This window comes from Rathayibacter caricis DSM 15933 (assembly GCF_003044275.1).
Taxonomy (GTDB): domain Bacteria; phylum Actinomycetota; class Actinomycetes; order Actinomycetales; family Microbacteriaceae; genus Rathayibacter; species Rathayibacter caricis.
This window is the reverse complement of the sequence record NZ_PZPL01000001.1, coordinates 3165799-3180139: the sequence shown is the minus strand read 5'-3', so window position 1 is coordinate 3180139 and position 14341 is coordinate 3165799. Positions and strand designations below refer to the sequence as shown.

Here is a 14341-nt window from a genome sequence, read left to right as displayed (position 1 = left end):
AGCGATGAGCCTCGCCGTCCGCGTCATCCCGTGCCTCGACGTCGCCGCCGGGCGCGTCGTCAAGGGCGTCAACTTCCAGAACCTCCGCGATGCCGGCGACCCGGTCGAGCTCGCCCGGCTCTACTTCGAGCAGGGTGCCGACGAGCTCACCTTCCTCGACGTCACCGCGACCGTCGACGACCGCTCCACCACCTACGACGTGGTCCGCGCCACGGCCGAGCAGGTCTTCATCCCGCTGACCGTCGGAGGAGGGGTGCGCGCCGTCGACGACGTGTCGCGCCTGCTCGCCCACGGCGCCGACAAGGTGGGCGTCAACTCCGCCGCCCTCGCCCGCCCGGCGCTCGTCGGCGAGATCGCCGACGTGTTCGGCGCGCAGGTGCTCGTCCTCTCTCTCGACGTCAAGCGGAGCGACGCCACGCCGTCCGGCTTCGTCGTCACGACCCACGGCGGTCGCCGCGAGACCACGGTCGACGCGCTGGCCTGGGCGGCCGAGGCCGTCGAGCGCGGGGCGGGCGAGCTGCTCGTCAACTCGATCGACGCCGACGGCACGAAGCAGGGCTTCGACCTCGAGCTCGTCGCCGCGATGCGCGAGGTGAGCTCGGTCCCGGTCATCGCCTCCGGAGGCGCCGGTGCGATCGAGCACTTCGCCCCGGCGATCGAGGCGGGCGCCGACGCCGTGCTGGCGGCCTCGGTGTTCCACAACCGCGAGATGACCATCGGCGACGTGAAGCGCGCCCTCGACGGCGCAGGCCTGGAGATCAGACGATGACCGAGACCGAGCTCGACACCGTCCTCGACCGTGCCTCCTTCGACGCGACCGGACTGCTGCCCGCGATCATCCAGCAGCACGACACCCGCGAGGTGCTGATGATGGGGTGGATGGACAGGGAGGCGCTGCGCCGCACCCTGACCGAGGGCCGCGTCACCTTCTGGTCGCGCTCCCGGCAGGAGTACTGGCGGAAGGGCGACACCTCCGGGCACGCCCAGTACGTCCGCGGAGCCGCCCTCGACTGCGACGCCGACACCCTGCTGGTGCAGGTGGAGCAGATCGGCGCCGCCTGCCACACCGGCGAGCACTCCTGCTTCGACGTCGACCCGCTCGACCCGGTCGCCTCCGCGGAGGCGTGAGCCGGTGAGCGGGCGCAGGCTCAAGTACTCGGTCATCCTCGGGATCGTCCTGCTCGCGGCGCTCGAGTTGACCTCCTCGACGCAGTCGTGGTTCGCGCTGGAGCTCGCGGACGACTCCGGTGCACTGGACGTCACGGGCACCGTCGCCGCACCTGCGCTCTCGGCTCTCGCGCTCGCGGGACTCGCGCTGGCGGCCGCCCTCGCGATCGCCGGTCCCGCCTTCCGCATCGTGCTCGGACTCCTGCAGGTGCTGCTCGGCGGCTCCGTCGTGCTGGCGTCCACGACCGCGCTCGGCGACCCGGTGCGCGCCGGCTCGGCCGCAGTGACGGAGGCGACCGGCATCGCGGGCGAGCGGTCGGTGGCGGCGCTCGTCGACTCCTCGAGCTCGACCGCGTGGCCCGTCCTCGCGGTGATCGCCGGCGCCCTGACCGCCCTGCTGGGCGTCCTGGTGCTCGCCACGGTCCGCCGCTGGCCGGACGCGCGGAAGAAGAAGCGCGTGTCGCGCTTCGAGCCCGCCGACGGCTACGGGCACGGCGCCTCGAGCGTCGAGACGGACGACGGCACGATCGATCCGGTCGTCTCCTGGGACGAGCTCTCCCGCGGCGACGACCCCACGTCCCGGCGCTGACAGGGAGCCCGCGACCCGCCTCCCCGGCGCGGGGGGCCTCGGGCGCGAACCGCTAGACTGCTGTGGTCCCGATGCCCGTCCAGGAGGAGAACCATGAGCACCGAGCACGACGAAGACAGCCACGGCCACTCGCCGGCCGCATGGACGGCCGTCGTCATCATGCTGGTCGGGTTCACCGTCGGCACGATCGCCTTCTGGTTCGACGTCCCGCTCGTCGTCTGGCTCTCCGCCGGTCTCGTGATCGTCGGCCTCCTCGTGGGCATGGGCATGGCCAAGGCCGGCTACGGAGTGAACGGCTCCAAGGCCAACCCGAAGGCGCGCGCCTAGGTGCTGACCGATCTGACCGCCGGCGCCCTGGCCGACGCGGCGACGCGCCGCGAGACCGTCCCCCTCGCCGAGGTCGAGCGGCGCGCAGCCCTGCGCGCTCCCGCGATCGACGCCCTGGCAGCGCTGGCCCCGGCCGAGCGCGTCCGCGTCATCGCCGAGGTCAAGCGCTCGAGCCCCTCCCGCGGAGCCCTCGCCGAGATCCCCGATCCCGCCGCCCTCGCCGCGCAGTACGAGCAGGGGGGAGCGAGCGCGATCAGCGTGCTCACCGAGCAGCGCCGCTTCAAGGGGTCGCTCGACGACCTCGAGGCCGTGCGGGCCCGGGTCTCGATCCCGGTCCTGCGCAAGGACTTCATCGCCGAGCCCTACCAGGTGCTCGAGGCGCGCGCCGCGGGAGCCGACCTGGTCCTCCTGATCGTCGCCGCCCTCGAGCAGAGCGTCCTGAGCGAGCTGCACGCCCTCGTGCTCGAGCTGGGCATGACCCCGCTCGTCGAGACCCACTCGGCCGACGAGCTCGAGCGCGCCTCCGACCTCGGCGCCCGCCTCATCGGCGTGAACGCCCGCGACCTGTCCACCTTCCAGCTCGACCGCGACCTCTTCGGCCGCCTCTCCGAGCGCTTCCCCGCCGACGCGGTGAAGGTCGCCGAATCGGCGGTCCTCTCCGCCGACGACGTGGCCCACTACAGGCGCTCCGGCGCCGACGTCGTCCTCGTCGGGGAGGCCCTCGTCACCGGCGGCGACCCCGTTTCCACCCTCGCCAGCTTCCTGGCGCACTGACACCGACTGGCGGTACTGCCATGGCCCTCCGAGACGAACTCGGCCCCTACTTCGGCGACTTCGGCGGTCGCTACGTCCCCGAATCCCTCGTGGAGGCGCTCGACGAGCTGAGCGCCGAGTACGAGCGCACCAAGGTCGACCCGGAGTTCCACGCGGAGCTCATGGAGCTGCACCGCAGCTACACCGGGCGCCCCTCGATCATCACCGAGGTGCCGCGCTTCGCCGCGCACGCGGGCGGTGCGCGCATCATCCTCAAGCGCGAGGACCTGAACCACACCGGCTCGCACAAGATCAACAACGTGCTGGGCCAGGCGCTGCTCACCAAGCGCATCGGCAAGTCGCGCGTCATCGCCGAGACCGGCGCGGGACAGCACGGCGTCGCCACCGCGACCGCCGCGGCCCTCTTCGGCCTCGACTGCGTCGTGTACATGGGCGAGGTCGACACCGAGCGCCAGGCGCTGAACGTCGCCCGCATGCGCCTCCTGGGCGCCGAGGTCGTCTCGGTGACGACCGGCTCGCGCACCCTCAAGGACGCGATCAACGACGCCATGCGCGACTGGGTGACGAACGTCGAGACGACGAACTACATCTTCGGCACCGTCGCGGGCCCGCACCCGTTCCCGGCGCTCGTGCGCGACTTCCAGAAGATCATCGGCGAGGAGGCGCGCGAGCAGGTCCTCGAGCTGACCGGCTCGCTCCCCACGGCCGTCACGGCCTGCGTCGGCGGCGGCTCCAACGCCATGGGCATCTTCCACGCCTTCCTCGACGACCCCGAGGTCCGCCTCGTCGGCTTCGAGGCCGGCGGCGACGGGATCGACACCCCGCGCCACGCGGCCACGATCAGCAAGGGGCGTCCCGGCGTCCTGCACGGCGCGCGCAGCTTCCTCCTCCAGGACGAGGACGGCCAGACCGTCGAGTCGCACTCGATCTCGGCCGGTCTCGACTACCCGGGCGTGGGCCCGGAGCACGCCTGGCTCGCGAGCATCGGGCGCGCCGACTACCGCGCGGTCACCGACGGCGCCGCGATGGACGCGCTCAAGCTCCTCAGCCGCACCGAGGGCATCATCCCCGCGATCGAGTCCGCGCACGCCCTCGCCGGCACGCTCGAGCTCGGCCGCGAGCTCGGCCCCGAGGCGACGATCCTGGTCAACCTCTCGGGACGCGGCGACAAGGACATGACGACGGCCGCGCACTACTTCGGCCTGATGGACCAGGGAGCGGTGCAGTCGTGAGCGGAGTGGGACCGAGCGTCGCCGAGACCGTCCGCCGTCGCAACACGGAGGCGGCGGGCGCCCTGATCGGCTACCTCCCGGTCGGCTTCCCCGACCTCGCGACGAGCATCGACGCCGCGGTCGCCATGGCCGAGAACGGCGTCGATGCGATCGAGCTGGGCCTGCCCTACTCCGATCCGGTCATGGACGGCCCCGTGATCCAGGAGGCGACCCAGACCGCGATCGCCGGCGGGTTCAGACTGCGCCACGGCTTCGAGGCCGTGCGCGAGATCCGCGCCCGGGTCGACGTGCCCGTGCTGGTGATGACCTACTACAACCCCGTGCTGCAGTACGGGGTCGAGCGCTTCGCGACCGACCTCGCGGAGGCGGGCGGCTCGGGCCTCATCACGCCCGACCTGATCCCGGACGAGGGCGCCGAGTGGATCGCGGTCTCCGAGCGGCTCGGTCTCGACCGCGTGTTCCTGGCCGCTCCGTCCTCGACCGACGAGCGACTGCGCCAGGCGGTCTCCTCGAGCCGCGGCTTCGTCTACGCGGTGTCCACCATGGGCATCACCGGGGCCCGCACCGACGTCGACACCGCCGCGCGCACGCTCGTCGACCGCCTGCGCAGCGCGGGCTCCGACAGCGCGTGCGTGGGCCTGGGCATCTCGACGGGGGAGCAGGTCGCCGAGATCCTCGCCTACGCCGACGGTGCGATCGTGGGCTCGGCGCTCGTCCGCGCCCTCGCCTCCGGAGGAGTCGACGCGGTGGCCGAGACGGCACGCGGTCTGGCAGCCGGAACGCGTCCGCGCGCCTGACGCCTCCCACTACAATCGGGATGCCCGTCGGGGCGCGACGTCGTCGTGCCCGGGGAGCCCCTCCGTTCGAAAGGTCGACGTACCGGTGTCCGTACCGCTGAGCATCCCGAGCCCGCCCGAGGCGTGGAGTCAGTACGACTTCACGCTCTTCGAGCGGACCTTCTCGATCCACACCTACGCGCTGTGCATCCTCGCCGGCATCGTGGTCGCCACGATCATGACGAACGCGCGCCTCAAGCGCCGCGGTGCCGAGCCGTGGGTCGTGCTCGACATCATCATCTGGGCCGTCCCGCTCGGCATCGTCGGTGCTCGCGTTTACCACGTGCTCACCCACCCCGGCGACTACTTCTTCGAGGGCGCCGATCTGTTGCGCACCCTCTACATCTGGGAGGGCGGCAACGCCATCTTCGGCGGTCTGATCGGAGGCGCGGTCGGCGCCTGGATCGGCTGCCGCTGGACCGGGATCCGCTTCTGGACCTTCGCCGACGCCCTCGCGCCCGGCATGCTCGCCGCGCAGGCCCTCGGCCGCCTGGGCAACTGGTTCAACGTCGAGCTCTACGGACTCCCGACCACTCTGCCGTGGGGGCTCGAGGTCCCGTCCTCCAACCCCGCCTTCCCCGTCGGACTCCCCGCCGACACCCTGTTCCACCCCACCTTCCTGTACGAGATCCTCTGGAACGTCGTCGGCATCGGCGTCATCCTCGTCGCCGAGCGCCGCTTCCGACTCCAGTGGGGCGACGTCTTCGGCGTGTACCTCGTCTGGTACGGCATCGGCCGCATCTGGTTCGAGTCGATCCGCATCGACCCGAGCGAGGTGCTCCTGGGGCTCCGCACCAACGTGTGGGCCGCCCTGATCGCCGTCGTGATCGGCCTCGCGATCGTCATCGTCCAGGGTCGCGAGCACACCGGCGATGAGCCGTCCCCGTACCGGCCCGGCAAGGAGTGGAAGCCCGAAGCGGCTGGGGTAGAATTCGAGGACGTCGAGTCCGACTCGCACGCACCCACCAGCACTGCTTCCGGCGACGACGCCGACACGAAGACGGTCTCCCGCACCTGACGGAGGCCGCGGAACTCCGCGGCCTCCCGTCCGATGCCCGACAACCGCACGATCGCACTCCACGGCTCAGCCACAAGCGCTGCCGCGTGTCGTCCGTGCGGTCACGCCGACGGCGCGTGACCCCCACGACACGGCCCTCCCGATCGGGGAGCCGACCCTCCATCACCACCCTGCGGGCCAGCGACGTCCCCATCCGCCACAACTCTCGTGAGGACGGTTCCTGACATGGCACCCGCCCAGCCCTCGCCCCGCGTCCCCGTCGTGCCGTTCCTCGGCACTCCGCCCGCCCAGGGGATGTACGACCCCAGCGCCGAGAAGGACGCCTGCGGACTCGCGATGGTCGCCACCATGCGCGGCACCGCCGGGCACGACATCATCGACGCCGCGCTCGACGCCCTGCGCAATCTCGAGCACCGCGGCGCGGTCGGCTCCGATGCGGGCACCGGCGACGGCGCCGGCATCATCACGCAGATCCCAGACGATTTCCTCCGCGCGGTCGCGACGTTCGAGCTGCCCCCGCTCGGGCAGTACGCCGTCGGCAACGCGTTCCTCCCGGTCGACGTCTTCGAGCGCGAGCGGGTGAAGTCGACGATCGCCGAGATCGCCCGCGAGGAGAACCTGACGGTCGTCGGCTGGCGCTCCGTCCCGGTGCAGCCCGACGAGATCGGCACGCTCGCGCGCGCCGCGATGCCCGCGATCGAGCAGCTCTACGTCCGGAGCGACCTGACCGACGAGACCGGCACTCCGTTCTCCTCAGTGCGCCTGGACCGGCTGACCTTCCGCCTCCGCAAGCGCGTCGAGCGCGAGCTCGAGGTGTACTTCATGTCGCTGTCGAGCCGCACGCTCGTCTACAAGGGCATGGTCACGACCCTCCAGCTGGAGCCGTTCTACCCCGACCTGCAGGACGAGCGCTTCACCTCGAAGCTCGCCCTCGTGCACTCGCGGTACTCGACGAACACGTTCCCGTCCTGGCCGCTCGCGCAGCCTTTCCGGATGATCGCGCACAACGGCGAGATCAACACCGTGCAGGGCAACCGCAACTGGATGCGCGCCCGCCAGTCCCAGCTGAAGAGCAAGGAGCTGGGCGACCTCTCGCCGCTGTTCCCGATCGTCTCTCCCGGCCGCAGCGACTCCGCCTCGTTCGACGAGACCGTGGAGCTCCTCAACCTCGCCGGCCGCTCGCTGCCGCACGCGATCATGATGATGGTGCCGGAGGCGTGGGAGAACCAGGCCGCCGCGATCGACCAGAAGCGCCGCGCGTTCTACGAGTACCACTCGATGCTCATGGAGCCGTGGGACGGCCCCGCCGCGATCGTCTTCACCGACGGCGAGCTCGTCGGCGCCACGCTCGACCGCAACGGGCTGCGTCCGGGCCGCTACGTCGTCACCGACGACGGTCTCGTCGTGCTCGCGAGCGAGATCGGCGTGCTCGACATCGACCCCGCGAAGGTGGTCCGCAAGGGACGCCTGCAGCCCGGACGCATGTTCCTGGTCGACACGGAGCAGGGCCGCATCGTCGAGGACGAGGAGATCAAGGGCCAGCTCGCCAAGTCCGACCCCTTCGAGGAGTGGCTCGACAAGGGCCGGATCAACCTCAAGGACCTGCCCGAGCGCGAGCACATCGTGCACACGCCGGCGTCCGTGAACCGCCGTCAGCGCACGTTCGGCTACACCGAGGAGGAGGTCCGCCTCCTCCTGCTGCCCATGGCGAAGGCCGGCGCCGAACCGCTCGGAGCGATGGGCTCGGACACGCCTGTCGCCGTGCTGTCCAAGCGCCCCCGACTGCTGTTCGACTACTTCACCCAGGCGTTCGCGCAGGTCACCAACCCGCCGCTCGACTCCATCCGCGAGGAGGTCGTCACGTCGTTGCGCCTCGGGCTCGGCCCGGAGCGCAACCTGCTGTCGGCCGGAGCCGAGCACGCCCGCCAGGTCGTCCTCGACTTCCCGGTGATCGACAACGACGAGCTGGCCAAGATCCAGCACATCGCGCCGCGTCCGCTCAGCCACATCACGACGACGATCCGCGGCCTCTACCGCGTCGATGCCGGGCCGCGCGCCATGCAGGACCGCATCGACGAGATGTGCAGCGAAGCCGACGAGGCGATCGCCGCCGGAGCGCAGTTCCTCGTGCTCTCGGACCGCGACTCCACGAAGGACCTCGCTCCGATCCCGTCGCTGCTGATGCTCGCCGCCGTGCACCACCACCTGATCCGCACCGAGAACCGGATGCGCGTCGGGCTGGTCGTCGAGGCCGGCGACGTCCGCGAGGTGCACCACGTCGCGACGCTGATCGGCTACGGCGCGTCCGCGGTCAACCCGTACCTCGCGATGGAGACCTGCGAGCAGCTCGTCCGCAGCGGCATGCTCTCGGACATCTCGCCCGAGAAGGCTGTGAAGAACGTGATTAAGGCGCTCGGCAAGGGCGTCCTCAAGATCATGTCCAAGATGGGCATCTCGACCGTGTCGAGCTACGCGGGAGCGCAGACCTTCGAGGCCGTCGGCCTCAGCCAGGCCTTCGTCGACCAGTACTTCACCGGCACCGTCTCGAAGCTCGGCGGCATCGGGATCGACGTCGTCGCCGAGGAGAACGCCGCGCGCCACCGCGCCGCGTACCCGGAGGACGGCGCGGTCGTCGCGCACGAGCGTCTGGCGGTCGGCGGCGAGTACCAGTGGCGCCGCGACGGTGCTCCGCACCTCTTCAACCCCGACACCGTCTTCCGCCTGCAGCACTCCACGCGCAACCGCCGCTACGACGTGTTCCGCGAGTACACGAAGATGGTCGACGACCAGGCGAGCTCGCTCATGACCCTGCGCGGCATGTTCACGCTCGACACCGAGGGCCGCACGCCGGTGCCGATCGACGAGGTCGAGCCGGTCGAGTCGATCGTCAAGCGCTTCTCGACGGGAGCGATGAGCTACGGCTCCATCTCGCCCGAGGCGCACGAGACGCTCGCGATCGCGATGAACCGCCTCGGCGCCAAGTCGAACACGGGCGAGGGCGGTGAGGACACGGAGCGACTGCTCGACCCCGAGCGCCGCTCCGCCATCAAGCAGGTCGCCTCCGGGCGCTTCGGCGTCACGAGCATGTACCTCACCCACGCCGACGACATCCAGATCAAGCTCGCCCAGGGCGCCAAGCCTGGCGAGGGCGGTCAGCTGCCGCCGACCAAGGTGTACCCGTGGATCGCGCGCACCCGTCACGCGACCGCCGGCGTCGGCCTCATCTCGCCGCCGCCGCACCACGACATCTACTCGATCGAGGACCTCAAGCAGCTGATCTTCGACCTCAAGCGCGCGAACCCCTCGGCCCGCATCCACGCCAAGCTGGTCAGCCAGTCCGGCATCGGCGCGGTCGCGGCGGGAACGGCGAAGGCCCTGGCCGACGTCATCCTGGTCTCGGGTCACGACGGGGGAACGGGCGCGAGCCCGGTCAACTCGCTCAAGCACGCGGGAACCCCGTGGGAGCTCGGCCTGGCCGAGACGCAGCAGACCCTCATGCTCAACGGCATGCGCGACCGCGTCGTGGTGCAGGTCGACGGACAGATGAAGACCGGACGCGACGTCGTGATCGGCGCGCTGCTGGGAGCGGAGGAGTTCGGCTTCGCCACCGCTCCGCTGATCGTCGAGGGCTGCATCATGATGCGCGTCTGCCACCTCGACACCTGCCCCGTCGGCGTCGCCACGCAGAACCCGGAGCTGCGCAAGCGCTTCTCGGGCAAGCCCGAGTTCGTCGTCAACTTCTTCGAGTTCATCGCCCAGGAGGTGCGCGAGTACCTCTCGCAGCTCGGCTACCGGAGCATCGACGAGATCGTCGGCCACCGCGAGCTGCTCGACGTCAACCAGGCGATCGAGCACTGGAAGGCGAGCGGTCTCGACCTCACGCCGATCCTGGTCGGCCCCGTCTTCACGGCCGAGGAGCCGCGCCGCCACGGACGCGCGCAGGAGCACGAGCTCGAGAAGCACTTCGACAACGAGCTCATCCGGCTCGCGGCGAACGTGCTCGACCACCGCGGCACCGTCGCGATCGAGCGCGAGATCAAGAACACCGAGCGCGCCGTCGGCACGATGCTCGGCCACGAGGTCACCGTCCGCTTCGGCGAGAACGGGCTGCCGGCCGACTCCATCGTCGTGTCGCTGCGCGGCTCGGCCGGGCAGTCGCTCGGCGCCTTCCTCCCCGCGGGCATCACCCTGCGGCTCGAGGGCGACTCGAACGACTACGTCGGCAAGGGTCTCTCGGGCGGTCAGATCGTGGTGCGGCCCGACCGCCGCAGCACCTTCGACGCGTCGACCAACGTGATCGCGGGCAACGTCATCGGCTACGGGGCGACCCAGGGCACGATGTTCATCCGCGGCATGGTCGGCGAGCGCTTCCTGGTCCGCAACTCCGGAGCGACCGCGGTCGTCGAGGGAGTGGGCGACCACGCCCTCGAGTACATGACCGGCGGACTCGCCGTGATCCTCGGCGACACCGGGCGCAACCTCGGCGCCGGCATGTCCGGCGGCACGGCCTACGTGCACGGCCTGAAGCGCGAGCTCGTCAACCGCGACGCGCTCGCCTCCGGGGAGCTCACGCTCTCGGCGCTCGACAGCGCCGACGTCGAGATGCTCCGCGACCTGCTCGAGCGACACGTCGCCGAGACCGAGTCCACCCTGGCCCAGGGCATGCTCGACGATTTCGACGGAACCGTCTCGCGTTTCGTCAAGGTACTGCCCCGCGACTTCGCCGCGGTGCTCGCGACGCGCGCATCCGCTGTCGAGGAGGGGCTCGACCCCGACGGCGACGTCGTCTGGGGACGGATTCTGGAGGTGACCGGTGGCTGATCCCAAGGGGTTCCTGAAGGTGCAGGACCGGGAGCTGCCCAAGCGGCGCCCGGTGTCCGTGCGGCTGATGGACTGGAAAGAGGTGTACGAGCAGGGCGACTCCGCCGTGCTGCGTCGCCAGGCCGGACGCTGCATGGACTGCGGCATCCCGTTCTGCCACAAGGGCTGCCCGCTCGGGAACCTGATCCCGGAGTGGAACGACCTGATGTGGCGCGGCGAGGGCCGCCAGGCCATCGAGCGCCTGCACGCGACGAACAACTTCCCCGAGTTCACGGGCCGGCTCTGCCCGGCTCCGTGCGAGTCGTCCTGCGTGCTCGGCATCAACCAGCCCGCGGTCACGATCAAGCAGATCGAGGTCTCGATCATCGATCAGGCCTTCGGCAACGACTGGGTGCAGCCGCACCCGCCCGAGCGCCTCACCGGCAAGACCGTCGCGGTCGTCGGCTCCGGTCCCGCGGGCCTCGCGGCCGCGCAGCAGCTCACCCGCGCCGGGCACACCGTCGCCGTGTACGAGCGCGACGACCGCATCGGCGGCCTCCTGCGCTACGGCATCCCGGACTTCAAGATGGAGAAGAAGCACCTCGAGCTGCGACTGAACCAGATGAAGGCCGAGGGCACCCGCTTCCGCGCGGGCGTCGACATCGGCTCCGACATCACCTGGGACGACCTCCGGGCGCGCTACGACGCCGTCGTGGTCGCGACCGGCGCCCTCGTGCCGCGCGACCTGCCGATCCCGGGCCGCGACCTCTCGGGTGTGCACTTCGCCATGGAGTACCTCGTGCAGTCCAACCGCGTGCTCGCGGGCGACACCGTCTTCGAGCAGATCAGCGCCGAGGGCAAGCACGTCGTGGTCCTCGGCGGCGGCGACACCGGAGCCGACTGCATCGGCACGGCGCACCGTCAGAAGGCCGCCTCGGTCACCAACCTGGCGATCGGCAAGCAGCCGCCGTCGGAGCGTCCGGACAGCCAGCCCTGGCCGATGGACCCGACCGTGTTCGAGGTCTCGAGCGCCCACGAGGAGGGCGGCGAGCGGATGTTCCTCGCCTCCACCGTGGAGTTCCTCTCCAACGAGGTCGGCGAGGTCCGTGCCGTGCGCGTGGCCGAGACCGAGTACCTCGACGGCCGCCGCGTCCCCAAGAGCGGCACCGAGCGCGAGATCCCGGCCGACCTGGTCCTGCTGGCCCTGGGCTTCACCGGCCCGGAGTCGGACCGCCTCGCCGGTCAGCTGTCCGTCCCGTTCACGGAACGGGGCAACGTCGACCGCGGCGCCAACTTCGAGACGACCGCGCCCGGCGTGTTCGTCGCCGGAGACGCCGGTCGCGGCCAGTCGCTCATCGTGTGGGCGATCGCCGAGGGCCGCTCAGTCGCGGCCGAGGTCGACCGCTACCTCGAGGGCACCACGCAGCTCCCCGCGCCCGTCGGCCCGAACGACCGCGGCTTCACCCTCTAGTCCCGCCGAGGCGATAGTCTCGCGCTGGCAATCCCTGCTCACCCTCCCCGCTAACGACGCGCCTCCGGGCGCAGAACAACGGAGCACCCCCTCAATGAGACGAGCGAAAATCGTCGCCACCCTCGGCCCGGCAACGTCGTCGTACGAGACCATTCGTGCGATCATCGACGCCGGCGTGGACGTGGCCCGCATGAACCTCAGCCACGGCAGCTACGACGTCCACGAGGGCATCTACCGCATCGTCCGCAAGGCGGCCGACGACGCCGGCCGCGCGGTCGCGATCCTGGTCGACCTCCAGGGCCCGAAGATCCGCCTCGGCAAGTTCGAGGGCGGCCCGTACGCCCTCGCCGAGGGCGACGTCTTCACCATCACGACCGAGGACGTCCTGGGCACCAAGGAGCTCTCGGGCACCACGTTCAAGGGCCTGCCCGACGACGTGAACCCGGGCGACATGCTCCTCATCGACGACGGCAAGGTCGCGGTCCGCGTCACGGCCGTCGAGGGCCCCCGCGTCGTCACCGAGGTCGTCGTCCCCGGCAACGTCTCGAACAACAAGGGCATCAACCTGCCCGGTGTCGCCGTGAACGTCCCCGCGCTGTCGCAGAAGGACGAGGACGACCTGCGCTGGGCGATCCGCCTGGGCGCCGACATCATCGCGCTCTCCTTCGTGCGCAACGCGAGCGACATCACCCGCGTGCACGAGATCATGGCGGAGGAGGGTCGCAAGGCCCCCGTCATCGCCAAGATCGAGAAGCCGCAGGCGGTCGACAACCTGCAGGAGATCATCGACGTCTTCGACGGCATCATGGTCGCCCGCGGCGACCTCGGTGTCGAGCTGCCCCTGGAGGCGGTGCCGATCGTGCAGAAGCACGCCGTCGAGCTGGCCCGCCGCTGGGCCAAGCCCGTCATCGTCGCGACGCAGATGCTCGAGTCGATGATCGAGAGCCCCCGCCCCACCCGCGCCGAGGCGTCCGACGTCGCGAACGCGATCCTCGACGGCGCCGACGCGGTCATGCTCTCGGGCGAGACCAGCGTCGGAGCCTGGCCGGTCGTGACCGTCCAGACCATGGCGCGCATCGTCGAGTCGACCGAGGAGCACGGCCTCGAGCGGATCCCCCCGCTCGGCAGCAAGCCGCGCACCCAGGGCGGCTCGGTCACCCTCGCCGCCGCCGAGGTCGCCGAGTTCGTCGAGGCGAAGTTCCTCTGCGTGTTCACCGAGTCGGGCGACTCCGTGCGCCGCATGACCCGCCTGCGCCACGGCATCCCGATCATCGGCTTCACCCCGGAGCCCGCCGTCCGCCGACGGATGGCGCTCAACTGGGGCGTCCAGTCCTTCGTCACGCCGCGCGTCAACCACACCGACGCGATGTTCGCGCAGGTCGACGCCGTGCTGCTCAACAAGGGCCTCGCGAAGCCCGGCGAGACGGTCGTCGTCGTCTCCGGCTCGCCCCCCGGACGCGCGGGCACCACCAACGACATGCGCGTGCACGTCGTCGGCTCCTCCAGCTCGGTCGAGCCGGTGGAGAACTGGGACCACTGAGTCGTCGAAAAGGGCCCGGCCGCATCGCGGCCGGGCCCTTTTCGACGTCCTCCTCGTTCCTCGTCGGACGTCGCGCAGTCGGCTACCGCAGATGGTTGCGGGGGGAGGAGCGGGTCGCGTTCCGGGTACGACGATCCGCTCGCACGCGGATCGCCGGTGACCCGTCGCACCTTTGTCGACGTTCTCCTCGTTCCTCGTCGATCGTCGCGCGGTCGGCTTTCGCAGAGGGTCGCGTATCAGGGAGCGGGTCGCGGTCCGGGTACGACGATCCGCTGGCACGCGGATCGTCGGTGACCCTGGGAGGGGCGGAGGTGGTCGTCCGCGGCACTGCGGGACCAGGAGCCTGCGCCACCCCGGCTGGTCGATGAGTCGCGCTGCGCCTGGACCAGGGGCGGACGCCACCCTTGCTGGTCGAGTAGCCGCGCAGCGGCGTATCGAGGCCCACGTCCTCCCGGCTGTCGGACCCCGCTCACGCGGTCGTCCTGCTGATCTCGCCGCGCGAAGGGAACGGCTCGGGAGGCCGCATCGGCTCCGGACCTCGGTCGCGGACCACTCAGGCGTGTCCGGAGCGCGGGCGGCGCCGCGCT

Annotated in this window: 11 protein-coding genes; all 11 read left to right on the top strand. The window is 70.9% G+C overall.

The genetic code is table 11. The features are described from left to right. Positions 1 to 4 precede the first annotated feature (4 nt). The 11 genes from hisF to pyk all read left to right on the top strand — a co-directional run bounded on the left by hisF (position 5) and on the right by pyk (position 13754). Complete coding sequence (gene hisF, locus C1I63_RS14785) at positions 5 to 769, top strand: imidazole glycerol phosphate synthase subunit HisF (RefSeq protein WP_055791845.1); 765 nt, start codon at positions 5 to 7, stop codon at positions 767 to 769. Next, positions 766 to 1128 carry a phosphoribosyl-AMP cyclohydrolase gene (hisI, locus tag C1I63_RS14780; protein WP_107575267.1) on the top strand — a complete coding sequence of 121 codons (363 nt, stop codon included), beginning with the start codon at positions 766 to 768 and terminating at the stop codon, positions 1126 to 1128. The genes hisF and hisI overlap by 4 nt, the downstream gene beginning before the upstream one ends. A 4-nt stretch (positions 1129 to 1132) precedes the next feature. Then, positions 1133 to 1756, top strand: a complete 624-nt coding sequence (locus C1I63_RS14775) for a Trp biosynthesis-associated membrane protein (RefSeq protein ID WP_107575266.1) — start codon at positions 1133 to 1135, stop codon at positions 1754 to 1756. 93 nt (positions 1757 to 1849) lie between these two features. Continuing rightward, a complete protein-coding gene (locus tag C1I63_RS14770) occupies positions 1850 to 2083 on the top strand; it encodes a DUF6704 family protein (protein ID WP_055791855.1) in 234 nt (77 codons plus the stop codon). Then, on the top strand, positions 2084 to 2857 hold the full coding sequence (gene trpC, locus C1I63_RS14765; protein WP_107575265.1) for an indole-3-glycerol phosphate synthase TrpC: 774 nt from the start codon (positions 2084 to 2086) through the stop codon (positions 2855 to 2857). Positions 2858 to 2877: 20 nt separating this feature from the next. Next, entirely contained in the window at positions 2878 to 4089 is a 1212-nt protein-coding gene (gene trpB / locus C1I63_RS14760; protein ID WP_107575264.1) for a tryptophan synthase subunit beta, read from the top strand. Beyond that, the gene (gene trpA / locus C1I63_RS14755) at positions 4086 to 4886 is read left to right on the top strand and encodes a tryptophan synthase subunit alpha (protein ID WP_107575263.1); all 801 of its coding nucleotides are present in this window, start codon (positions 4086 to 4088) and stop codon (positions 4884 to 4886) included. The genes trpB and trpA overlap by 4 nt, the downstream gene beginning before the upstream one ends. An 85-nt stretch (positions 4887 to 4971) precedes the next feature. After that, a complete protein-coding gene (gene lgt, locus C1I63_RS14750) occupies positions 4972 to 5943 on the top strand; it encodes a prolipoprotein diacylglyceryl transferase (protein ID WP_235576891.1) in 972 nt (323 codons plus the stop codon). Positions 5944 to 6168: 225 nt separating this feature from the next. Further along, positions 6169 to 10764, top strand: coding sequence for a glutamate synthase large subunit (gene gltB, locus C1I63_RS14745; RefSeq protein WP_107575262.1), 4596 nt, complete (start codon positions 6169 to 6171; stop codon positions 10762 to 10764). Next, complete coding sequence (locus C1I63_RS14740) at positions 10757 to 12214, top strand: glutamate synthase subunit beta (protein ID WP_107575261.1); 1458 nt, start codon at positions 10757 to 10759, stop codon at positions 12212 to 12214. Before gltB ends, C1I63_RS14740 begins: the two co-directional genes overlap by 8 nt. A gap of 94 nt (positions 12215 to 12308) precedes the next feature. Continuing rightward, positions 12309 to 13754 (top strand): pyruvate kinase, encoded by a 1446-nt coding sequence (gene pyk, locus C1I63_RS14735; RefSeq protein WP_055791872.1) that lies wholly within the window; start codon positions 12309 to 12311, stop codon positions 13752 to 13754. The last annotated feature ends 587 nt before the right edge of the window (positions 13755 to 14341 follow it).

Bases quoted from the DNA above. Each gene is read 5' to 3' on its own strand.
- hisF (WP_055791845.1), top strand. From the start codon at position 5: ATGAGCCTCGCCGTCCGCGTCATCCCGTGCCTCGACGTCGCCGCCGGG.
- hisI (WP_107575267.1), top strand. From the start codon at position 766: ATGACCGAGACCGAGCTCGACACCGTCCTCGACCGTGCCTCCTTCGAC.
- C1I63_RS14770 (WP_055791855.1), top strand. From the start codon at position 1,850: ATGAGCACCGAGCACGACGAAGACAGCCACGGCCACTCGCCGGCCGCA.
- trpB (WP_107575264.1), top strand. From the start codon at position 2,878: ATGGCCCTCCGAGACGAACTCGGCCCCTACTTCGGCGACTTCGGCGGT.
- gltB (WP_107575262.1), top strand. From the start codon at position 6,169: ATGGCACCCGCCCAGCCCTCGCCCCGCGTCCCCGTCGTGCCGTTCCTC.
- pyk (WP_055791872.1), top strand. From the start codon at position 12,309: ATGAGACGAGCGAAAATCGTCGCCACCCTCGGCCCGGCAACGTCGTCG.